The sequence below is a fragment of the Roseivirga pacifica genome (assembly GCF_900111145.1).
GTDB lineage: Bacteria > Bacteroidota > Bacteroidia > Cytophagales > Cyclobacteriaceae > Roseivirga > Roseivirga pacifica.
Map to the genome: position 1 here is coordinate 70,930 of NZ_FOIR01000002.1, position 20,889 is coordinate 91,818.

The following is a 20,889-nucleotide window of genomic DNA, read 5'->3' on the forward strand; positions in this document are numbered from 1 at the left end:
TATCTTTTATAAAGCTAAGCTTTATTCAGAACTAAATTGGCTTGTGGTTTTGTTTTTCAATTCGAAAAAACCTCTCAACTTTACTCTCACATAAGGCCATTTGAATGAAATATTACATCATTGCAGGGGAGGCTTCAGGCGACATGCATGCCGCCAACATGATGAAGCAAATAAAGCAGCGCGATCCGGAGGCCTACTTTCGGGTTTGGGGTGGAGATAAGATGGCCGAGCAGGCTCAGGAACTTGCAAAGCACATTCGCGAAACTTCCTTTATGGGAATCTTTGGGGTGTTGTGGAATCTGAGAACCATCAAACGAAATTTCCGCTTTTGCGAAGAGGATATCGAACAGTTTAAGCCCGATGTACTGATTCTAATAGACAATTCTGGGTTCAATTTGCGTATTGCTAAATATGTTAAACTGTCCCAACTTGATACACGGGTTTACTACTACATTCTACCACAAGCATGGGCTTGGAAGCGAAAAAGGGTGCATACTATTCATCAGTGGACGGATAGAATATTTGCTATTCTGCCCTTTGAGAAGGCTTTTTACAAATCGTATGGTTACGATGTAGATTTTGTGGGGCATCCAATAATGGATGCGCTGGCGCAGGAGAAAAAACAGCTTGCGGATAAGGAAACTTTCAGGTTGAAGTACGAATTTTCAGAAAAACCTGTCATTGCACTTTTGCCAGGAAGTAGAAAGCGCGAAATACAAACCAAGTTGCCAAAAATGCTTCAAGTAGTTAAGCATTTTCCGAACCACCAGTTTGTGGTGGCAGGCTCGCGCACGGTAGATGAATCCCTGTATGCGCAGTTCTTGCCAAGCGAAGTAAAACTCATTTTTGGAGAGCATTATAATATCTTGAACATGGCTGATGCTGCCTTGGTAACTTCCGGTACGGCAACATTGGAAACTGCGCTCTTTAATGTGCCACAAGTGGTGTGCTATAAACCAGGCTGGCTTACCTATCATTTAATGAAAAGGATCATCAGCATCAAGTATATATCAATGGTTAACCTTATACTTAACAAAGAATCTGTTAAAGAGCTGATTGAAAGTGGTTTGAACGAAGGTAAAATGGTTGGTGAACTTAAGCTTTTGTTCGATGAAACACATCGTGCGCGTATACTCGAAGACTACAAATTGTTGGCTGAGAAACTTGGAGGAACAGGTGCCTCGGAACGCGTAGCAACTTTGATGATTGAAGACATACAGAACCATTCGCAAAGGAATTAAGTTTTTGCCCTATGAATCAGCAACAAATAACCGACCTCATAGCTTCATTTCCTGCCTTTGAAGAAGTGCCTTTGGAACAGGTCGCATGGATGGTCGAGCGTGGTGAATACTTGGAAATTAAAGCGGGTGAAGTTTTCTATAAGCGTGGTGATCCGGTAGATAAACTTACGATTCTTCTAGAGGGCTTGGCGGCTTTCAGAATGGAGCAGAATGGCCAGTACAAAGAAATGATTCGCTTTGTTAAAGGCGACATTACAGGAGCGCTGCCTTACAGCCGTGCCTTTTCGGGCAATGCCAACGGAGCTATTCTTTCCGATAGTAAGATCTTTACCCTGAATAAAAGTCACTTTCAGGATTTGGTGAGTGAGTGCCACGATTTGGCGGCCATGCTCGTACATAGAATGACCGACCGTGTGCGCGATATGGTACGTTTGCAGCAGCAGAACGAAAAGCTGATGGCGCTGGGCAAACTTTCGGCTGGCTTAGCACACGAACTGAACAACCCAGCGGCAGCCATCGTGCGCAGCTCTGAAACCCTACAAAAGCATTTGGGTACTGTACCAGATAAGCTTAAGCGAATGATGACGCTTGAGATTACTGATGAGCAGATTGATCAGATCAATGTAATCGTGTTTGGTAAGTTGAACCGAACGGATAGCAAACCCCTCTCAATGTTGGAGAAATCTTCGCTGGAAGATGACTTGGTGGACTGGCTAGAAGGCAATGGCTATGGTGACTGCTACATGCTGAGCGAAACGCTGGCCGATTATGGTTTTAGCCCAACCGATTTACAGAACATGAAGGAAGAAGTTGGGCCAAAGCAATTGCCAATGCTGATGGAATGGATTGATAATGTGCTGACCACACAGCGCATGATCGGTGAAATAAAAGAAGCTTCTAACCGGATTTCTTCATTAGTGAATTCTGTAAAAAGCTATTCGCACATGGACCGCGCCAACGAGATGGAAGCTACCAATGTGCATCAGGGTATATTGAATACGCTTACTATTTTGAATCATAAGATCAAGCAAAATAGGGTAGATGTGGTAGATAATTTGGCGGAAAATATTCCAATGATATCTGCTTCTCCTGGCGAGTTAAACCAGGTTTGGACAAACGTGATTGACAATGCACTGGATGCCATGGAGGAAACCGGAGGCAAGCTTGCAATTACTTCTTGGGTTGACGGAGACAGCATTAAGGTAACCATTGCCGATTCGGGTTCTGGTATTCCGGCCGATATTCAAGACAGGATATTCGAACCGTTTTTTACCACAAAAGACATTGGAAAAGGAACAGGCTTAGGGCTAGAAACCGTAAAGCTGATAGTAGATAAACACAAAGGCTCAATTAAACTAAACTCAAACACTGAAGGCACTACTTTCGAGTTTTGCTTTCCTATTAAAGGTTAAAAAGGAATGACGAGACTACCGATTATTTTCGTGGTTGATGATGACGAACAGGTACTTGCTGCCATTAGGCGCGACCTGCGTTCCGAATATCGATCGGCATATCGTATTATGAGCACCACTTCGCCATTAGAGGCTGTAGAGGCGCTGGCCGAACTCAAAAAGAAGGGAGAAGATATTGCGCTGTTTTTGTCAGATCAGCGTATGCCTGCCATGTCAGGTGTTAAATTTCTAGAGCAGGCCAAAGTTCATTTCCCTAATGCTAAGCGGGTGTTGCTTACGGCTTATTCCGACATTGAAGCGGCCATTCAGGCAATTAACGATGTTCAGCTCGATTACTATTTGAATAAGCCTTGGGATCCTCCGGAAGAGAAATTGTATCCAGTGCTAAGCGATTTGCTTGACGAGTGGCACATCAGTCATATTCCAGAATTTAAAGGTATTCGTGTGGTGGGTTTTCAGTACTCGCCAAAGAGTCACGAGGTGAAAAACTTCCTTTCAGGAAACTTGATTCCGTATCAATGGATGGATTTTTATAAAGAACCGAAGGGAAAAGAACTCTTGGAGCTTTCGGCTTTAGACGAGAAATCTTTGCCGGTAGTCTTTTTTGAAGATGGCTCGCATGTGTGTTCGCCAAGTGCTGCACAGTTGGGCGAAAAGCTCGGCATGCGCTCCAAAGCTACTGAAGAAATGTACGATGTAGCCATAATTGGTGCTGGTCCGGCTGGTATGGCGGCAGCCGTTTATGGTGGCTCCGAAGGGTTAAAAACTTTGTTGATAGAAAAGCATGCGCCAGGTGGGCAAGCAGGTACAAGTTCGCGTATCGAGAACTATCTTGGCTTTCCTAAAGGGCTTTCGGGTGCTGATTTAACGCATCGCGCCATTACCCAAGCCAAGCGTTTTGGTATTGAATTTCTTTCACCAAAAACGGTTACAGGAATTGAAACCCAGAACCACTACAAAAAGGTGCACTTGGCCGAAGGCGAGGTGATCAACGCCAAAGCAGTGATTATAACCACAGGGGTGCAGTACCGCAAGCTCGATGCTGACGGGATTGATAACTTTACCGGAGCGGGTGTTTACTACGGTTCGGCTACTACCGAGGCGCAGGCCTGCAGAGATAAGAACGTGTATATAGTGGGTGGGGGCAATTCTGCCGGTCAAGCGGCTATGTATCTTGCCAACTTTGCCAAAAACGTGTACATCGTTATTCGCAAGCCGGACCTTTCCAGTAGCATGAGCCAGTACCTAATCGATCAGATAAACGATACGGCCAACATATCGCTGGTGCCGAAAAGCGTGGTTCACGCAGCCCATGGCAAGGAATACCTAGAGTGCGTTTCCGTAAGAAACCTTGAAACTGACGAGGTAGAACAAAAGGATGCTGGAGCACTATTGATCTTTATTGGTGCAAGGCCTTACACCAGCTGGACGGGAGAGCATATTCTTAAAAACCCGCGTGGCTTTATTAAAACGGGTAGAGATGCTCAACTGGATGAAGACTTTGCCAAGCAGTGGAAGAACAAGCGCGAACCGTTTTTGCTAGAAACCAGCATTCCGGGCGTTTTTGCTGCTGGTGATGTGCGCGAAGGCGCCATGAACCGCGTGGCCTCGGCCGTTGGAGAAGGCGCTATGTCCATTAAGTTTGTGCATGAGTATTTAGCGGAGGTGTAGGGGATGGAAGCATCCGGGCTATGAAGCGTAGGAACGGTTTGGTTGGTTAGGCCTATGCTTTATAGCCATTGTTAGGCGTTTTTTATTCATTTTTATTTTCTCGCTTATTTCCACAAGCAGCACAAAATGAAGCTTTAGGAGTTCTATATGGCTTACCACAATTTTCACAAGGAGGTCCATATTGAGCAATTCTATGGTGCATGATAGCATTTGGTTCTGTTTCCTCAAAGCCAGTAACCTCTTTATAATAGTTAAGCATTGGTTTAAAACTTTCTTCTCTTGTCATTCCAGGCTTTCTTCTTCCGAGTGCTTCTCCATAAAGCTTATGCGCAATTGCATATTCTTCTTCATCCAACATTGGGATTTCCATTTTACATCTCCAGCACCAAAGCTCTTTCATTCTCTTGTCCTCCAAGTTATATCTTGCCAATCTGGTCTTTCAAGTTTTCTCTTGCTCACAGATTCTTCACGATACAGCCAGTTCGCATTTAGCATTGTAACTCCATTGACAAATAACTGTCTTGGCTTATTCTTAAAAGTTTCTTTGTCTCCAGGTGTTGGAGCATTTAGATTCCAGCATAAGCTTTTTATTTTTTGATCCTCAAATGAGAAATCCAATTCAAATTTGTGAGCGAAATCATTCCTGATCTTTCTTATTGTGTTACAATCTTGAAATTCATATTCAGAGATCAATCCGAGAGAAAATGCAAGATTTAATCTTGAACTAAATGTTCCGATTGGCGCACCATATCCATCAATTAAATCTTTGGTCTGTTTGCAGTCAATAGGGAAATCATATAAAATTGTCTTGAGTTTCTCGTCCAGCATACTTCCTGCCATAATAGACGCACCTCTATCTGTTTTATCCTGAAACTCTTTTAAGAACTTTGAGAATATGTCAATCTTCGGATTATCGTCCATCTTTTAGTTGCGCCTAGCGTTGTATATCAGTCACATTAATGACTGATATATTCCATTTAATTTATGTTTTATGACTGATGGCACTGGAAATCAGTTGGCTAACAGTCATAAATGAGTTTTTCAGAAAAGCACAGGGGGTATTAATAGAAAGTGTGTTTTCTATCTTCAAGAAAGAGATTTGCGGGCTTATTTGCAAGGGGCAAGGTAGAGTGGTGAAGTGGGGGAGTCATGAAGTGAAGAAGTGGGTGGTTAGACCATTTTGAATCATGAATTGATTAGCCTATAACCAAAACTATTTGGTAGGCCTCTCCACTTCGGTCGAGGAGAAAAGGAAAGTGGCTAGGTTTAGCACACTGTTTTCCGCTTATCTGATTTACTGATAACTAATCACTAGTGACCAATTCACTAATCAACCAATTACCTATATAGGAGCAAGTCCGATGGGGATTCTTTCGGTCATTCATTCACCTAGTGGCTTATGAATTTCCTCAGAAAGACGGTGTAAGTGGGCTTTTGCGGTTCCCTGATTTTGAACCACGAACAATTAACTGAAATCCCTCAATGCTTAAAGGGGTGCCATTGTTTTCAGGTTAACAGATTAAGTAATAGACTTAGTCACCAGATCGCTTAACGATTTTTACGATTCGATTATTAATGATTTCCGATAGGTTCCAGTTGTAGAGTTTGGAGTCAGTTGTGCTGTAGAATTCAACAAAAACTGCATCAAGGTCTTTATCGTATTTCACGAAACTCTGATAACCCGGAACCCAGCCGCCATGCTCATATTCATAAATGGAGGCATATATTTCCTGTTCTCCCGGCTCAAATACAGACCCGTCATTCAATGCTCTTACAAATGTGCCCACGTCTTCAGCTGTCGCTACCATGCCATGATCATCCGCTTTTAGATCATAGGGGTGTCCTACGTGATAGCCACTCATTACATCATTTATATTTGCATCACTTAGGGAACCATAGGTGTTGTGCAGATTCAATGGAGTTAAAATCTCTTCTTGTATGAATTGAAAGTTGCTATAACCCAGTTCATCGTCCATTATCTTATTAATGAGCAGATAATTGGTGTTGCAATACTCATAGCTTTCACCTGGGGCAAAGTTGGCCGGTTTGTCCAGAATCAAGGCAAGGCTTTCTTCATAACTTTGCGTTGGAGCCGCCCAGAAATTTGGAGCATCCGTAAAGTTGGGCATGCCGCTTCGGTGCTGTATCATCAATCTGAGAGTGATTTGCTCAGCATTTTCAATTCTGCCAACAAGCTCGGGTAGGTAATCAGCAATGGTTTTGTCTAAAGAAAGTCGCCCGTCACTCACCAATTTGGTCACTGCAACAGCATCGTATAGTTTGCTAATGCTCGCAATTTTAAACAGAGCCTTCGGCTTGGCGGGTATCTTATTTTCTCGGTTATGCCAGCCTGCTGCATAGTACTGGGGTGCTTTGCCGGTCTGGTCTACATAGGCGACCACTCCATCAAATCCGTGGTCTATGGCTTCTTCAAGCTGTTCCTGAACGGTGTCGGGCAGCGGCAGTATCCAAGCTTTCACCAATAACCATGGCACGAAATATAGTGATATGGCTGTACCAACAAACAAAGCCACTCTGATGATGCGTTTCTTATTCTGTTTCGTCATTGGGCCTTGGTTCTTAAATGTTTTAGATCAGTCACAATGTTATTTGTAGTGTGTTTATTTCAGTTCTAGAAAACCAGATGGGGAATGAAAGTGCCATGTGTGTTTTCTTGGTCGAAGAAAGTGATTTGCGGTGGTATTTGCAAAGTTAGTGTGTTTGGAGGTGATGAAGTTAAGAGGTGAAGGAGCGGCCTCGAGAGGGACAGTACGGTTCTATGCTACTCGGTAGGCCTCTCCACTACGGTCGAGGTGAAAAGGAAGTGGCCAGGTTAGTACAGGTCTTAAGCCTTCCCACTTGGGGGAAGGTTTGGATGGGGGCTTTGTGAATCGGTTTCTGCTTCCATATTGTCGTTAATTCACCAGTAACGCATTGTACTTGCCTGTCTCAGGTAGGTCTCCCCTAAATAATAGTAGAAGTTGGTTTTTTTGTTTGCTCACCGATTCCTGATTAACTGATGCACTGATAACTGGCTATGGTGCAAGGTCGTTGGGGATACTGAAACAAGTTCAGTATGACGAGGTGTGATAGGCTTTTGTGGTAACCTAACTTCGAACCGTGAACTAAAAAACCTAACCTAAACAATTTTTCTTAGTGCCTCCTTACGGCTGAGTGCTGCTAGTGCATGATTGTCGCAGAACTCAATCACCCATTCAGGGTTGGTGTCGCCATAAGTCCGCAATGCCCAGCCAATCGCTTTGTTGATGAAGAATTCTTTGCTGCCTAGGTTGGATTCTATGACGTTGGTAAGAAATGCTGTGTCAGTCTTTTCTTTTTGTCGCATTTGAAAAAGTATTGAAACCCTTCTTAGCCACATGTGTTCGTGCGTAATCCATTGTTGAATATGGCTCGATTTTACCGTTGGGAATTTGGCCGCAATTACGCCAACTTCTACGGCCAGGGTATCAACAGTTTCCCACCAAGAATGTGTTGTTATCAGCTTTTTTAGCTGTTCAATTTCACCTTGCTGTAAATACCGCTGGCACGAGCGTATGTGATCGCATGCCGTGTAGTGAAACTCTCTTTCGGGCTGCTGATAACAAAGGTCAACAAAGTCCCAGTCTACTTTTTTCTCGCGCTTCAGTTCTGCTAAAATGGACTTTACGGCTTCTTTCCTAATGGGAGCCTTAATGCCCAAAAAGGGGAAGAGATGCTTAATGTAAGCCTCCATAGCACGTGCGTTTTCCTCGTTTTTGTGCTCATGGAGTGTAGTTTTTACCAATTCGAAAATTGCTATTGATGCGGGCTTCATAAAAACCAATAATGTTTACCGTGGGTCAATTTAAGCGAAGTTAAATAATTCGTAAGCGATTGCATTTCCTCCTCGCTCGGATAAACGGCTATTAAGAGCTGAAAATCACTTATTTGTTCAATTTTGGTGAACTTATGGACTGGCAACTGCTTGTCTTCAACCGTTTGGGTGTCTGTGTTTAAGTCCATCCAAATAAAATCAATATTATGAGCGAGTAGGATGGAAGCTGACAATTTTCCTTTTATACCCGTACCCCATAATACCAGCGGTTTTTCCGTATAGTCGAGGGATAGAAAATGCTTTAGCTTCAGTCTGAAAAAGGCTTCTTGCTGGTAGTTTTCAGAGTTCCTCGAAGTGCGTGCAGGGTGTTCGCGCCACAGTAGGGTAGTGGCGGAAAGTGTGCCAATCTTAAATCCCTTTGCATACCAATCAAAAACCAAGTCGTAATCTTCAGGGTATTCGAGGTTGGAAAGGTTTAGATCTTCCTTCCTTACCATCCAATTTGGCGAAGCAATTACGCACTCTCTGTAGATCCATTGCCAATGGTCTTGCTGATCAATACGGTCGTTTAGCCAGTTTTGGTAATCTAGGTAGCCATCCGAAACTTCACTGTCAGAAAAGTATTTTACTTTTCCTGTCACTACAGTTTTTGGGGCAGCGCTATGCATTGCTTCCACCATCAGTTGCAATCGGTCTTTGGGCATAATATCATCTGCATCCATTCGGGTAATGTACTGGCCTTTGGCCTGTTTTAAGGCCAGTTGTAGTGCAGGGATAATGCCTTTTGCATTATTCTGAAAAGGCTGAATTCTTTGATCTTCCAGTTGAAAAGCTCTTATAATATCTTCTGACTTGTCAGTAGAGTGGTCGATTACAGCGATAAGCTCCCAAAAAGAAAATGTCTGGCACTTAATAGCGCGCAGACATTCTTCTATATATTTTCCGGCATTTTTAACCGGCATAATGATACTTACAATTATTGGTGCTTCACCCATTCAGGTGAATTTACACTTTCACCAGTTTCCATTTGCCTTTTTTAAACCAAATTATGGCAATGGCTGCAATTAGCATTTCGGCTAAGGTAATGGCCAAATAAACGCCAATTGGCCCCCAATCGAGCGTTACAGCTCCAAAGTAGGCGAATGGCAGTTGGAACAACCAGAAGCAGAAAAAGTTGATAATGGTTGGTGTTTTAGTGTCGCCAGCGCCATTAAATGCTTGGGTAGTAACCATGCCAAAGGCGTAGAAAACATAGCCCGCGGCAATCACTTGCAAGCTTAATGCACCATATTTTACCACATCACTCACATCGCTAAACAAGGCGATTATTTCATGGGCAAAAATCAGGTATACCAATGAGATCGAAGCCATAAAGATGGCATTGTACTTACCAGTTTTCCATACCGATTTTTCGGCTCTATCTGGTTGGTTGGCGCCAAGATTTTGCCCTACCAAAGTGGCAGCAGCATTACTCATTCCCCAAGCTGGCATCATGGTAAACATCATTACACGAATGGAGATGGTGTAGCCTGCCAGCACATCGCTACCGAACTCTGACATTATACGCATTAAAAACACCCAGCTAGAGGTACCGATAAGGAACTGACCAATTCCACCAAGTGAAACCTTGATCATGTTCAGCATTACCTTCGACCTAAATACAAAGTCTTTAATGCCAATTTTTATGCGTCCCCAACCGAAGAAGAGAATCATAAACTGTACAAACACTGCGGTTCCGCGACCAATGGTTGTGGCAATTGCAGCACCTTCAACTCCGTATGCCGGAATTGGCCCAAACCCGAAAATGAATATCGGATCGAGAATGATGTTTAAGCAATTAGAAAGCACCAATGCCCACATGGCCATAGATGCATCACCAGCTCCTCTAAACACTGCGTTGATTAGAAATAGGAGGAAAATGGTGATGTTTCCACCAATCAAAATTCTGGTATAACCGTAGCCTTCTTCAATTAGGTTGGCTTCGCCACCCATTAAACTAAGTATTTCCTTAGGGTAAATAATACCAATAATACCGATGAGGATAGCCAAGGCAGAACCTAAAATTATGGCTTGAACTGCCGCTTCAGCAGCGCCTTTTTTGTCTTTTTCGCCAGTTCTGCGGGCTACTATTGCCGTGGCGGCCATGCTTAAACCAATGGCTAAAGCATAGAGTAGGGTGATTACCGATTCGGTAAGACCAACGGTTGCTACTGCATTTACCGAAACCTGAGAAACAAATATGATATCGACCAATGCGAAGGTTGATTCCATAAGCATCTCCAAGATCATGGGAATGGAAAGCATGAAAATCGCCTTGCGAATGCTGCCCGTAGTGAAGTCTTCTTCTTTACCGCGAATTGCGGCTATAAGTAAACGCCAATAGGATTTAAATCTATTTGTAGATTGAGTTGTCATTTTTGAGAATTATGAATTTGTAAAAAAATAAAGAGGGGCGTAAGAGGGGTTATCCTCTCACGGTCAAAACCAGTGCAATATTCGCTGTGGACTTGAACATAATTCTCACTACTTCATGATGTTTGCAAAAGAAGTGGATTTGGACAAATGAGAAAAGAGATTTTTTACTTTTTTATTAACTCCTTAAACTTTTCCATGCCAGTGGTCGCTTTTTCTTCAATAAAATAGAAGTTGTCCGAAGCGGTGGTGGCTGGTCTGCTTGGATCGATAATATAGACAGGGCAGTTGTGTGGCGTGTACTGCACAAGGCCTGCAGCGGGGTAAACTTGTAGGGATGTACCAACAACTAAAAATATATCGGCTTGCTGCGCAAAGTGTATGGCTTCTTCCATCATAGGTACAGCCTCTCCAAACCAAACGATATTAGGACGCAGCTGACTGCCTTTTTCGCATAAATCACCAAGGTTCAATTCCCAGCCATCCATTTGATACACTAAGTTTTCATCAGCGGTGCTGCGACTTTCAAACAGCTTTCCGTGCAAATGAATCACATGGCCGGAGCCTGCGTCTTCATGTAAATGATCTACGTTTTGAGTGATTATGGTTACCTCAAAATCCTGCTCTAGGGCGGCTAGCGCAAGGTGTGCTTTGTTGGGCTGTGCAGAAAGGGCTTGTTTTCTTCTTTCATTATAAAAGTGAAGCACCAATGGTGGGTTGGCATACCAGCCTTCGGGCGAGGCAACTTCCATCACATCATGCCCTTCCCATAATCCATTGGAATCGCGAAAGGTTTTTAGTCCACTTTCGGCACTAATGCCTGCGCCAGTAAGTACAACTAGTTTTTGCATGTTAGCCTATCTTAAGCTCTTCTTTGTGCTCGTTCAAAACATTGATAATGAATTGAATATGCTCGGTAAGGTCTACTTCAAGTAAATCTACTCCGGTTTGAATTTCATCTCGCTCTACTTTGGCGGCAAAGCTTTTCTGCTTTAGCTTTTTCTTAACTGATTTTGGTGTTAGTCCAACCACACCTTCCGGCCGAACTTGGCAGCAGGCAATGATAAAACCGGTCAGCTCATCGCAAGCCAAAAGGGCTTTGTCCAATTTGGTTTCGTAAGGCACGTTCCATTTTGTGTAATGGGCAGAAATGGCGTGTGCTATTTTCTCTTCACCCATATCGCGCAGCATTTTTACTATTCTGTTAGGGTGCTCTTCAGGGTACGCTTCATAGTCGGCATCGTGTAGCATGCCGGTAACCGCCCATTCTTCGGCATCTTCGCCAAAGTGTTTGCCATAGGCTTCCATTACCAGTTCTACGCTTCGGGCATGGCGCAGTAAGCTTTCGCCTTTGGTCATGCTGGTTAGAATATCTTTAGCTTCGCTTTTGGTCATTTTTTAAGGTTTTCTACAAAAAAGTCGCAAACACTTTTTCGGAATTTAGTATTCAACGGAAGGTCAGGATTGCTGTAGGTGGCATTATTTTCCATAGGCTTAGCCGATGAATCTTTTAAAACATGATTCATGCCGTCAACAATTACCAGCTTTGCCTTGGGGTTTGAAATTTGCAGTCTTTGTGCATCCTCTACATTTACCTGAAGATCTGTAGAACCATTGATTACTAGTATGGGCATGTTGAGCTTAGAAATCTCCTTTGTTGGCTCATACTTCATCCACGAGATCATAAATGGTTGAATGCTCGGGCGGAATACACTCTGTAGAAAAGGAGATACCTCTTGTACTTGTTCGCCAGATTTAAGTGAGGCAAGAATAGTATTAGCTTCTTCCAGCAGCTTAGGCGGGTTGTATGGGTTTGCTCTGAATTGCTCCTTCAATGTTTCATCAATTGGGAGGGAAGGACCAGCAATTGAGGCAAATGCTTTAACATCTTTGCCTTGTGCTATCTTCATGCCAATTAAGGAGCCTTGGCTATGGCCGGCTATGCCTACTTTTTTAAATCGTTTGTCTTCAATTAAGTAGTTGAGGAATTCAGAGGCATCGGCAATAAAATCGTCAAAACTAAGCTCCTCTTCTGCTTTGCCGGCTTTTTTGCTCAGCCCCATGCCGCGTTTGTCGTAGCGCAGGCTGGCAATTCCATTTTCGGCTAGTGCTTCGGCTAAAAGCTTGAGTGAATTGTTTTTGCCGGGCAAAGCGGCCGAGTTACCGTCCTTGTCAGTCGGGCCAGACCCTTGAATGATGAGTACTACCGGAACCTTTTTGTTGGCGTTTTCGGGGAATAAAATTACTCCACCGATTTCACCATTTTCAGTGTTGAGTAATACTTCTTCCTCCTTAAAATTTTGAGCTTTAAGAGCTGTACAAACAAGAAGAAAGAACGTGAGTAATAAAGTTTTTCCTATAGGCATGTTCTGAGAGATAAGCTAATGAAAACACTCCACAGTTTGAAGCAATTTTTTAGCCAACTTCTTAAAACATGTTAATTGGGAAATGGTGTAGCCGAAAGGTTACTTCTTCTTTGCTCGGGTTTTCTTTTTAGGCGCGTTTTGCTCAATAATGGCTTCGGCTTCATCCAAAGTCATGTCTTTCACTTCTATGTTTTTGGCCAGTTCTACCTTTACCTTGCCTTTAATAACATTGTGGCGACCCCAACGGGCTTTTTCAATGCGTACGCCAGCATCTTCCCAATTGTGAATTACCTTTTCGCGCTCTTTTTTGAGCTTGTCCTCAATCAGTTCTTCAATGTCGTTGGCTGAAAGGTTGTCCCAATCGTACTTTTTGTTCACGTTAATGAACATTTCGTTCCATTTAATGAATGGTCCAAAGCGGCCTTTTCCTTTTTGAACAGGCTTGCCTTGATACTCGTAAATTGGAGCGTCTGCTTCTTCCTTTGCCTTAATTAAGAGAATGGCCTCATCCAACTCAATATTGAGTGGGTCAGCATCTTTTGGTAGTGAAATGAACTTGGAGTTGTGCCTAATGTATGGGCCAAAACGACCAATGGCCGCAGTAACTTCCTCACCTTTATACTCGCCCACAGTTCGTGGTAGTTTGAAAAGCTCAAGCGCTTCTTCAAGGGTAATGCTTTCTATAAACTGGCCTTTTCTAAGCGAAGCGAATTTTGGTTTTTCTGCATCCTCATCATCGCTGTTTTCGCCAATTTGAACGAGTGGTCCGAACTTACCTAACCTAGCAATTACAGGTTTGCCAGATTCTGGATCGGTACCAATTTCGCGGCTACTGCCTACCTCGCTGCGCTTAATGTCTTCAGTGCTTTCTACCGTTTTATGGAATTTACCATAAAAAGAGTCGATCATGTCGTCCCACTTTTGGTAACCATGGGCTATTTGGTCGAATTCTTCTTCTACCTTGGCAGTAAATGAATAGTCGATTACGTTAGGGAAGTGGTCTACCAAAAAGTCGTTCACTACCATGGCAATGTTGGTAGGGAAGAGTTTGTTTTTCTCGGTACCCGTAATTTCCGTGTTAGTAACGGCCTTGACCTTGTTGTCTTTCAACCTAAGCTGGCGGTACTTGCGTTCCATACCATCACGGCTTTCCTTAATTACGTAATCTCTTTTTTGTATGGTCGAAATGGTTGGTGCATAAGTAGAAGGTCTACCGATGCCCATTTCTTCGAGTTTCTTTACAAGGCTAGCTTCCGTATATCGTGCCGGAGGACGCGTAAAACTCTCTCTGGCACCCATTTCGGTCAGGTCGAGTACTTCGCCCACTGCTAGCGGTGGCAGCATTCCTTTTGCTTCTTCTTCGTTTTCCTCGTCAGTCGACTCAAGGTAAACCTTAAGGAAACCGTCAAACTTCACTACTTCACCATTTGCTACAAGCGTTTCGTCAGTTGTAGAAATGCCAATGGTGGCGGTGGTTTTTTCAAGCTGTGCATCGGCCATTTGCGAGGCTGCCGCACGCTTCCATATCAAATCGTAAAGTCTCTGCTCGTTATAATTGTCGCCAGTAGAGTGTACAGCGAAATTGGTCGGGCGTATGGCTTCGTGAGCTTCTTGTGCACCTTGCGATTTGGTTTTAAATCTTCTGTTCTGCACATACTCGGCCCCATAAGCGTTGGTGATCTCGTTGGTAGCACCTTGCACGGCTTCGTTAGAAAGGTTTACGGAGTCAGTTCTCATATAGGAGATCTTACCAGCTTCGTAAAGCCTTTGTGCCAAGCTCATGGTTTGCGATACTGAGAAACTCAATTTTCTACTTGCTTCTTGCTGAAGGGTAGAAGTAGTAAACGGTGGTGCAGGGCTACGCTTGGCTGGTTTGGTTTCCAAGTTCTGAATGCTGAACTCAGCACCATTACATTTATCTAGGAAAGCTTGCGCCTCGGCTTCTGTTTTAAACTTCTTGCCAAGTTCAGCTTTTAGTTCTCTTCCTTGAATATCGAAAAGGGCAGTAATCTTGAATGAAGATTCCGCCTCGAATTTATCTACTTCTCTTTCTCTTTCTACCACCAAGCGAACAGCAACGGACTGTACGCGGCCTGCAGAAAGCCCACGCTTGATCTTCTTCCACAAAACTGGAGAAAGCTCATAACCCACAATTCGATCGAGGATTCTACGCGCTTGCTGGGCATTTACCAAATCTTCATCAATTTCACGCGGATTCTCAAGCGCCTTTTGAATGGCCGACTTTGTGATTTCCCTAAAAACGATGCGTTTAGTATTGGCAGGGTTGAGTTTTAAAGCCTCTTTTAAGTGCCAGCTAATGGCTTCTCCTTCGCGGTCATCATCACTCGCGAGGTAGATAGTGCTAGAGTCTTTCGATAATTTCCTGAGTTGCCTAATTACATCCTTTTTATCGGCTGTAACCTCATATGTCGGTTTGAATTTATTCTCAATATCAATCGCCTTATCGCCCTTTGGGAGGTCACGCACGTGGCCGTAACTAGATACTACTTTGAAGTCTTTTCCAAGGTATCCTTCAATTGTTTTTGCTTTTGCGGGGGACTCAACTATGACAAGATTTTTCGACATATTTCTAGCGATATCAAATTTATAGGCGCCTCAAAGATGCGTATAAAACTTTCAAAAAAACAAATAACTTGCTATTTCACCCTTTGAGGAAGCCAGCAATTTATATATTCACCTACAACTGAAGAAGGATAGAAATGGTTAGAAATATTCTACTAATAAGACACGCAGAAGCACAATTTCAGTCGGAAACTAACAGCGATTTTGATCGGAAGCTCTCGCATAATGGAGAGAATCAGGCGATTATGCTTGGGCAATACATTAATCAACTGCCTTTTACACTCAATGCAGTTTACACGAGTCCGTCCAAAAGAACTTTACAAACGGTAATGCACTTTATAAAGCCGCTTGAGCCAAAGCCACGAATTATGGATGCCGAGGAACTGTACGAGCCAACCTTGAATGTATTGAAAGCGGCTTTGGCTCGTTTCGATAATCAGTTTGAAAATTTGGCTATTGTGGCGCACAATCCCGCAATGGCTGGTTTGTTCACTCATTTGTGTAGCGAGATTCGTAACTACTCGCCCGGTACATGTGCTTGGTTAAGCATTGAAGCAGATACTTGGGAGGAAGTAACTGGAGGGGCTTGTGAACTGAAGGATTTTTATGTCCCAGGAATGGAGATATAACTATTGTTAGGTGTGTTGGTTGATTCATCTCAACCCACACTACCATGACATTTATATAATGCGTGCTAGAATGGTTGCGCAAAAAATGTAATTTTCTAAACAGTCATAACCACTCATTATTTAATTTCGCCCCATGGCATCATTAGGAAGACATATAATAGTTGAATACTACGACTGCAGCCCCGAAATACTGAATGACGTAGTAAATATTGAAAAGAGCATGATTAACGCGGCCGAAGAGGCTGGCGCTACAATCATAAATTCAACCTTTCACCACTTTTCACCATATGGTGTATCGGGTGTGGTGGTTATTCAAGAAAGTCACTTGGCTATTCATACCTGGCCAGAATATGGCTATGCATCGGTAGACCTTTTTACTTGTGGCGATACCGTAAACCCATGGGTTTCTTACCAACTGCTTAAAGAAGCATTTAAGGCAGGTCATGGTTCGGCAGTAGAGTTAAGCCGTGGCGAAATGGCACTATTGAAGCGCAAAAACTTTGATGTGAAGGCCCTTCGTGACGAAAAGAGCACCGATGAGGGAGACCCGATTAAAACCCGTGATGTTTGGTTTACCGAGCGTGACGATAAAATAGCACTTTCATTGAAGCATGATGGTAAATTGTACGATGTACAATCTGACTATCAGCGTGTTTCTGTTTTTAATACACAGGCTTATGGTAATATGCTTACACTCGATGGTATGGTAATGACTACCGAGAAAGATGAGTATGTGTACCATGAAATGATTACGCACATACCGATGCTTACGCACCCAAACCCTAAGCGTGCCTTAGTAATAGGTGGTGGAGATGGTGGTACTGCCAGAGAGCTGCTTCGCCACGATTCGCTGGAAGAGGTAGTGATGGTAGAGATTGACGATAAAGTAATAGAAGCAAGCAAAATGCACTTGCCTACCATTGCCTCAGCGTTGGAGCACCCAAAACTGAACCTGATTGTAGACGATGGAATTAAGTATGTGAATGATGCGGCTGATGAAAGCTTCGACTTGGTGATTGTGGATTCAACAGACCCTGTAGGCCCGGCCGAAGGACTTTTTACGGTTGACTTCTATAAAGAGGTTTACAGAATACTTTCTAAGGATGGTATAATGGTAACGCAGAGTGAGTCACCACGCTTTAACAGCAAAGTATTCAAAGAGATTTTCCAGACTTACCGTGGTATTTACGGGCAAGAGCAAGTGCATTGCTATTTGGCTTACATACCTACTTACCCAACCGGTATGTGGTCCTTCTCTTATAGTTCCAAAGGTGGTGCTCACCCAATTGCTAATTTCGATGAAGCCAAGTCAAAGGCCTTCGCAAAAGAGCATCGTTTAAAATATTACAATGAAGATTTGCACAAAGCCGCATTTGCATTGCCAAGCTTTGTTCGTGATATGATAAGTTGATTAAAATGACAGGTAGATGGGGTTTGATTTTTATACTGTTTTATTTCAATAGTATTGAATTTACTCTCGCCTATCAAAGAATTAATAAGTTAGATACCACTTTTATAGATGGTTCTGAGGTAGTAGCAATTCAATTTAATAATGACTCATTGGCATTATTAAAGGAAGGAGTAAGTCTTCAGTACTATACCACAGCATATCCCAGTTTTGAGTTCATGGACTTTGATAGTGATGGCTATGAAGATGTTGTCATAGAGCTGGTTGGAAATATACCTGGAAGACTCGATGTATTGCTATTTGATAAGATTAGTAGGTTATTTAAACCAATAGATAGTATCAAAAACTACCCTGAACCAATCCTATTGGATGTCAACAATGGTTTTTTCTATTCATATTCTAGAAATGGGTGTGCTGACAATGACTGGATTTCCTTTCTATTCAAGATTGAGGACTGGTCAGTAAAGGAGTATGCAAAGTTGGTGTTCGTCACTTGTTCGGATGACGAAGAAAAAAGAGGGTTGTTTCTAATTGATTCTAAATCGAAATTTAGATTTAGGGTTTCCACATATGAAGAGTTTGAAGGAAATGATAAATGGAGTTTTATAAGAGAATACTGGAACGAGAATTACAAAAAATATGAATAGTCAGTTCGATCCAAATGGTGTAGGTGTAAAGGGAACCCTTTTTGGTTTGCCTTACACTTTGGAAGAAGCAGAACTTGTGGTACTGCCCATTCCGTGGGATGTTACCGTTTCCTATGGTGCAGGTACTGCTGAAGGCCCTGCTGCCATTTTGGATGCTTCTTCGCAAATAGACTACTTTATGCTAGACAAGGCCGATGCTTGGAAGCATAAAGTAGTGATGGCCGAAGTACCCGAGGTTTGGCAGTCGCTTGGTGCCGAACTTCGGGTGAAAGCTGAAGCATACATTGACTGGTTAGAGTCGGGGAGCGATGCTGCTGAGCAAGATAGGATGGAGGCCATTTGTGTCGAAATCAATAAGGAAAGCACCCAACTAATGACCTATGTGGAGCAAGAGGCCAATTACTATAGACAAAAGGGTAAAAAGACTGTATTGCTTGGTGGCGACCACAGTACACCGCTAGGACATATAAAAGCATGCATTGATGCTTATAAAGGCGAGGAGATAGGCATATTGCAAATAGATGCCCATGCCGATTTGCGCGAAGCTTATGAAGGCTTTACTTATTCGCATGCGAGTATCATGTACAATGTGCTGAAGGAAACCGAACTGGCTAAATTAGTCCAAGTAGGTATTCGTGACTTGTGCCAAGCCGAAGCAGATATTATAGCTAATGATGAGCGGGTTACAACTTTCTACGATCAAAAGCTGCGAGAACGCCAATACAAAGGGGAGTACTGGAGCATTTTGTGTGATGAAATTGTGGCTAGTCTTCCGCAAAAAGTTTATATCTCTTTCGATATTGATGGGCTAGACCCAAAGCTTTGTCCTAATACAGGTACACCAGTGCCAGGTGGTTTCGAAATGGAAGAGGTTAATTACTTGTTCCGAAAGTTAAAGGAAAGCGGAAGAGAAATAATTGGAGCCGATTTAGTAGAAGTGGGCACCACAGAATGGGATGCCAATGTAGGAGCAAGAGTGCTTTGGCAGTTGGTTAACCTTTTTAGCTAAGACGAATTGTCTTACCGGCTGCAAACCAACTTTTCATTCATGCTCTTTAAACATGGGTGAGTTCTGAACAATAAAAAACCCTCGATTTTTGGTCGAGGGTTAATTTTTTACTTTGAATATCTCTAGCCGATTTTTCTAAGCTGTTCTTCGCCAGCCTTCATAATCGCGTATTCTTTCCATTGCTCGTATTCATCGCTTGCCATGGTAGAATCTGCCGGGCCAACTTCTGGCGGGGCAAAGGTAAACTCCGATTCCCACCAAAGCTTAGCGTATTCGCGCGCTTTTTCTTTGTCAATTTCAAACTGGTTTACCTGACCATCGCCTACCAGCCAAGGCTTGTTTTGCATGCTGTACTTCTGAAAAATCATCGTACGCATTTTGGTACCCATTTCATCATTTTTCTCAAAATGCGCTTTGGAGTAGGCCAATGTTTCTGGCTCAACCATTTTATTGTCCCAAAAGCGTTTCGATTTGATAATTTGAGAAGAGGTGAGCAGGTAGCCTTCACCAAATTCAAGAAGTGAGCCTTCTAAATCGCATGACCGTGCCGGCTTCTTCTTTTTCTTCTTTCCAAAACTGAATAATCCCATGTTGTTGTATTTTGAGTTAACCTAATTCAATTTGCAATATCTAAAATATTCCTTAAAGTAGAAATAAACGTAAAGCAGACGTTGCGCAATCGAATGTTAAGGCTAATCGGTTTTATGCGCTTTTTAAACGGTTGATTAAATCAATGTATTGTTGCATTGCTTCCTCGTTGCTTGTGCCTTTTAGGTTTGCCCATGCATTGTATTTGGCGGCTGCTTTAAAGTCGAAACCACCAGGGCGCTCTGTATTATTGTCGCCTTCTGTCGCTTGCTTATAAAGCCCGTAAATTTTTAAAAGATCTTCGTTACTTGGCCGCTGGGTTAAGGAATTTGCATTTTTTACGGCTTCTTCGAACTGTGCAGTTATGCTCATGAAATAAAACGTCTATTTTTGCTACGAATCTATTCTTTTTTGCCACTTATATGCTCAAGAGGTTATCATTTTTTTTGGTTTTTATGTGTCTTGGCTTCACTTTGCATGGTCAAGAATACCAAACTTGGTACCAGGGCGGCTTTCGATTAAAAGTACTTAGTGCCAAAATGACTATTGATAGTGATTTGGTTGACTTGTCTCAGTCTGATTCGGAGATTGGCTATCAAGTCGGTTTTTTTGGCCGTTTAAATGTAGATAAGATATATGTTCAGCCTGAGTTGTTGTTCTCTAAAATAAAAACAGATCTGGTTTTTCAAGATTACGATAACATAAACGGCTTTAACCCCAGAGCCGATTTTGAGTTTAACACCTTAGAAATTCCACTTGATATAGGCTATAGGATAGGCGACTTCAGAATGTTTTTTGGCCCAAGTATTAGTATTCTTATTTCGGGCGAAAGGTCTTTCCTCAACGAGGTGCAGCGCGTAACGGAAGATTATAATCGGACTAATTTGCTTTGGCACTTTGGTGTTGGAGGCGACTTCGACAAAGTGATTATTGACGTGAATTATGAGTTTGGCCTAAGTAAAACAGGGGAGAGCCTTAGCAATATTGTGGGTACTGAGTTTGTGCCAAAACAACGCCAGTGGGTTTTTGCCATTGGCCTGAATATATTCGATGACTATTAACAGCGGGGCTGATTCTTAAAATAAAAGAGCTCGTCTCAATCATCATTG

20 protein-coding genes are annotated in these 20,889 nt (G+C 42.8%); 8 read left to right on the forward strand and 12 right to left on the reverse strand.

The annotated features are described in order from the left end of the window. Positions 1-104: 104 nt before the first annotated feature. Genes lpxB through BMW98_RS09270 form a run of 3 tightly spaced genes read left to right on the forward strand, consistent with a single transcriptional unit; the run spans position 105 to position 4,324 of the window. Entirely contained in the window at positions 105-1,241 is a 1,137-nt protein-coding gene (gene lpxB, locus BMW98_RS09260) for a lipid-A-disaccharide synthase (RefSeq protein WP_090258308.1), read from the forward strand. A gap of 11 nt (positions 1,242-1,252) precedes the next feature. Next, complete coding sequence (locus tag BMW98_RS09265) at positions 1,253-2,653, forward strand: sensor histidine kinase (RefSeq protein ID WP_090258309.1); 1,401 nt, start codon at positions 1,253-1,255, stop codon at positions 2,651-2,653. A 6-nt stretch (positions 2,654-2,659) separates the two neighbouring features. Beyond that, positions 2,660-4,324, forward strand: a complete 1,665-nt coding sequence (locus BMW98_RS09270; RefSeq protein WP_090258310.1) for an FAD-dependent oxidoreductase — start codon at positions 2,660-2,662, stop codon at positions 4,322-4,324. Between the two features lie 82 nt (positions 4,325-4,406). On the opposite strand, the gene BMW98_RS09275 is transcribed toward BMW98_RS09270, so the two are convergent. The 10 genes from BMW98_RS09275 to topA form a co-directional block, all read right to left on the reverse strand. Further along, entirely contained in the window at positions 4,407-4,724 is a 318-nt protein-coding gene (locus BMW98_RS09275; protein ID WP_090258311.1) for a hypothetical protein, read from the reverse strand. Further along, positions 4,721-5,245, reverse strand: a complete 525-nt coding sequence (locus BMW98_RS09280) for a hypothetical protein (protein ID WP_090258312.1) — start codon at positions 5,243-5,245, stop codon at positions 4,721-4,723. The genes BMW98_RS09275 and BMW98_RS09280 overlap by 4 nt, the downstream gene beginning before the upstream one ends. A gap of 611 nt (positions 5,246-5,856) precedes the next feature. After that, positions 5,857-6,891 carry a serine hydrolase domain-containing protein gene (locus BMW98_RS09290; protein WP_090258314.1) on the reverse strand — a complete coding sequence of 345 codons (1,035 nt, stop codon included), beginning with the start codon at positions 6,889-6,891 and terminating at the stop codon, positions 5,857-5,859. A 572-nt stretch (positions 6,892-7,463) separates the two neighbouring features. Then, positions 7,464-8,138 carry a DNA alkylation repair protein gene (locus tag BMW98_RS09295; RefSeq protein ID WP_090258315.1) on the reverse strand — a complete coding sequence of 225 codons (675 nt, stop codon included), beginning with the start codon at positions 8,136-8,138 and terminating at the stop codon, positions 7,464-7,466. Then, entirely contained in the window at positions 8,135-9,133 is a 999-nt protein-coding gene (locus BMW98_RS09300) for a glycosyltransferase family 2 protein (protein WP_090258316.1), read from the reverse strand. Before BMW98_RS09300 ends, BMW98_RS09295 begins: the two co-directional genes overlap by 4 nt. A 10-nt stretch (positions 9,134-9,143) precedes the next feature. Further along, positions 9,144-10,553: an MATE family efflux transporter gene (locus tag BMW98_RS09305; RefSeq protein ID WP_090258317.1), complete on the reverse strand. Its 1,410-nt coding sequence runs from the start codon at positions 10,551-10,553 to the stop codon at positions 9,144-9,146. Positions 10,554-10,717: 164 nt separating this feature from the next. Next, entirely contained in the window at positions 10,718-11,401 is a 684-nt protein-coding gene (locus tag BMW98_RS09310; protein WP_090258318.1) for an SIR2 family NAD-dependent protein deacylase, read from the reverse strand. Between the two features lies 1 nt (position 11,402). Beyond that, positions 11,403-11,945, reverse strand: a complete 543-nt coding sequence (locus BMW98_RS09315) for an HD domain-containing protein (protein WP_090258319.1) — start codon at positions 11,943-11,945, stop codon at positions 11,403-11,405. Next, complete coding sequence (locus BMW98_RS09320; protein WP_090258320.1) at positions 11,942-12,916, reverse strand: alpha/beta hydrolase; 975 nt, start codon at positions 12,914-12,916, stop codon at positions 11,942-11,944. Before BMW98_RS09320 ends, BMW98_RS09315 begins: the two co-directional genes overlap by 4 nt. Positions 12,917-13,015: 99 nt before the next feature. After that, positions 13,016-15,502, reverse strand: a complete 2,487-nt coding sequence (gene topA, locus BMW98_RS09325; protein ID WP_090258321.1) for a type I DNA topoisomerase — start codon at positions 15,500-15,502, stop codon at positions 13,016-13,018. Positions 15,503-15,636: 134 nt separating this feature from the next. On the opposite strand from topA, the gene BMW98_RS09330 reads away from it, so the two are divergent. The 4 genes from BMW98_RS09330 to BMW98_RS09345 all read left to right on the forward strand — a co-directional run bounded on the left by BMW98_RS09330 (position 15,637) and on the right by BMW98_RS09345 (position 19,192). Next, positions 15,637-16,128: a SixA phosphatase family protein gene (locus BMW98_RS09330; protein ID WP_090258322.1), complete on the forward strand. Its 492-nt coding sequence runs from the start codon at positions 15,637-15,639 to the stop codon at positions 16,126-16,128. 133 nt (positions 16,129-16,261) lie between these two features. Then, positions 16,262-17,539, forward strand: a complete 1,278-nt coding sequence (speE, locus tag BMW98_RS09335) for a polyamine aminopropyltransferase (RefSeq protein ID WP_090258323.1) — start codon at positions 16,262-16,264, stop codon at positions 17,537-17,539. 5 nt (positions 17,540-17,544) lie between these two features. Then, a complete protein-coding gene (locus BMW98_RS09340; protein WP_090258324.1) occupies positions 17,545-18,183 on the forward strand; it encodes a hypothetical protein in 639 nt (212 codons plus the stop codon). Beyond that, positions 18,176-19,192, forward strand: coding sequence for an agmatinase family protein (locus tag BMW98_RS09345; protein ID WP_090258325.1), 1,017 nt, complete (start codon positions 18,176-18,178; stop codon positions 19,190-19,192). The genes BMW98_RS09340 and BMW98_RS09345 overlap by 8 nt, the downstream gene beginning before the upstream one ends. Positions 19,193-19,314: 122 nt before the next feature. On the opposite strand, the gene BMW98_RS09350 is transcribed toward BMW98_RS09345, so the two are convergent. Continuing rightward, a complete protein-coding gene (locus BMW98_RS09350; protein WP_090258326.1) occupies positions 19,315-19,782 on the reverse strand; it encodes a hypothetical protein in 468 nt (155 codons plus the stop codon). Positions 19,783-19,894: 112 nt separating this feature from the next. Then, positions 19,895-20,152 (reverse strand): acyl-CoA-binding protein, encoded by a 258-nt coding sequence (locus BMW98_RS09355; RefSeq protein WP_090258327.1) that lies wholly within the window; start codon positions 20,150-20,152, stop codon positions 19,895-19,897. Between the two features lie 167 nt (positions 20,153-20,319). Here BMW98_RS09355 and BMW98_RS09360 point away from each other — a divergent pair, with 167 nt between their 5' ends. Then, positions 20,320-20,841 (forward strand): porin family protein, encoded by a 522-nt coding sequence (locus BMW98_RS09360; RefSeq protein ID WP_162844763.1) that lies wholly within the window; start codon positions 20,320-20,322, stop codon positions 20,839-20,841. Positions 20,842-20,889 lie beyond the last annotated feature (48 nt).

Bases quoted from the DNA above. Each gene is read 5' to 3' on its own strand.
- BMW98_RS09305 (WP_090258317.1), bottom strand. From the start codon at position 10,553: ATGACAACTCAATCTACAAATAGATTTAAATCCTATTGGCGTTTACTT.
- BMW98_RS09360 (WP_162844763.1), top strand. From the start codon at position 20,320: ATGACTATTGATAGTGATTTGGTTGACTTGTCTCAGTCTGATTCGGAG.
- BMW98_RS09280 (WP_090258312.1), bottom strand. From the start codon at position 5,245: ATGGACGATAATCCGAAGATTGACATATTCTCAAAGTTCTTAAAAGAG.
- BMW98_RS09315 (WP_090258319.1), bottom strand. From the start codon at position 11,945: ATGACCAAAAGCGAAGCTAAAGATATTCTAACCAGCATGACCAAAGGC.
- BMW98_RS09345 (WP_090258325.1), top strand. From the start codon at position 18,176: ATGAATAGTCAGTTCGATCCAAATGGTGTAGGTGTAAAGGGAACCCTT.
- BMW98_RS09320 (WP_090258320.1), bottom strand. From the start codon at position 12,916: ATGCCTATAGGAAAAACTTTATTACTCACGTTCTTTCTTCTTGTTTGT.
- BMW98_RS09350 (WP_090258326.1), bottom strand. From the start codon at position 19,782: ATGGGATTATTCAGTTTTGGAAAGAAGAAAAAGAAGAAGCCGGCACGG.
- BMW98_RS09295 (WP_090258315.1), bottom strand. From the start codon at position 8,138: ATGAAGCCCGCATCAATAGCAATTTTCGAATTGGTAAAAACTACACTC.
- speE (WP_090258323.1), top strand. From the start codon at position 16,262: ATGGCATCATTAGGAAGACATATAATAGTTGAATACTACGACTGCAGC.
- BMW98_RS09330 (WP_090258322.1), top strand. From the start codon at position 15,637: ATGGTTAGAAATATTCTACTAATAAGACACGCAGAAGCACAATTTCAG.
- lpxB (WP_090258308.1), top strand. From the start codon at position 105: ATGAAATATTACATCATTGCAGGGGAGGCTTCAGGCGACATGCATGCC.
- BMW98_RS09310 (WP_090258318.1), bottom strand. From the start codon at position 11,401: ATGCAAAAACTAGTTGTACTTACTGGCGCAGGCATTAGTGCCGAAAGT.
- BMW98_RS09270 (WP_090258310.1), top strand. From the start codon at position 2,660: ATGACGAGACTACCGATTATTTTCGTGGTTGATGATGACGAACAGGTA.
- BMW98_RS09265 (WP_090258309.1), top strand. From the start codon at position 1,253: ATGAATCAGCAACAAATAACCGACCTCATAGCTTCATTTCCTGCCTTT.
- BMW98_RS09290 (WP_090258314.1), bottom strand. From the start codon at position 6,891: ATGACGAAACAGAATAAGAAACGCATCATCAGAGTGGCTTTGTTTGTT.
- BMW98_RS09300 (WP_090258316.1), bottom strand. From the start codon at position 9,133: ATGGGTGAAGCACCAATAATTGTAAGTATCATTATGCCGGTTAAAAAT.
- BMW98_RS09275 (WP_090258311.1), bottom strand. From the start codon at position 4,724: ATGAAAGAGCTTTGGTGCTGGAGATGTAAAATGGAAATCCCAATGTTG.
- BMW98_RS09355 (WP_090258327.1), bottom strand. From the start codon at position 20,152: ATGAGCATAACTGCACAGTTCGAAGAAGCCGTAAAAAATGCAAATTCC.
- topA (WP_090258321.1), bottom strand. From the start codon at position 15,502: ATGTCGAAAAATCTTGTCATAGTTGAGTCCCCCGCAAAAGCAAAAACA.
- BMW98_RS09340 (WP_090258324.1), top strand. From the start codon at position 17,545: ATGACAGGTAGATGGGGTTTGATTTTTATACTGTTTTATTTCAATAGT.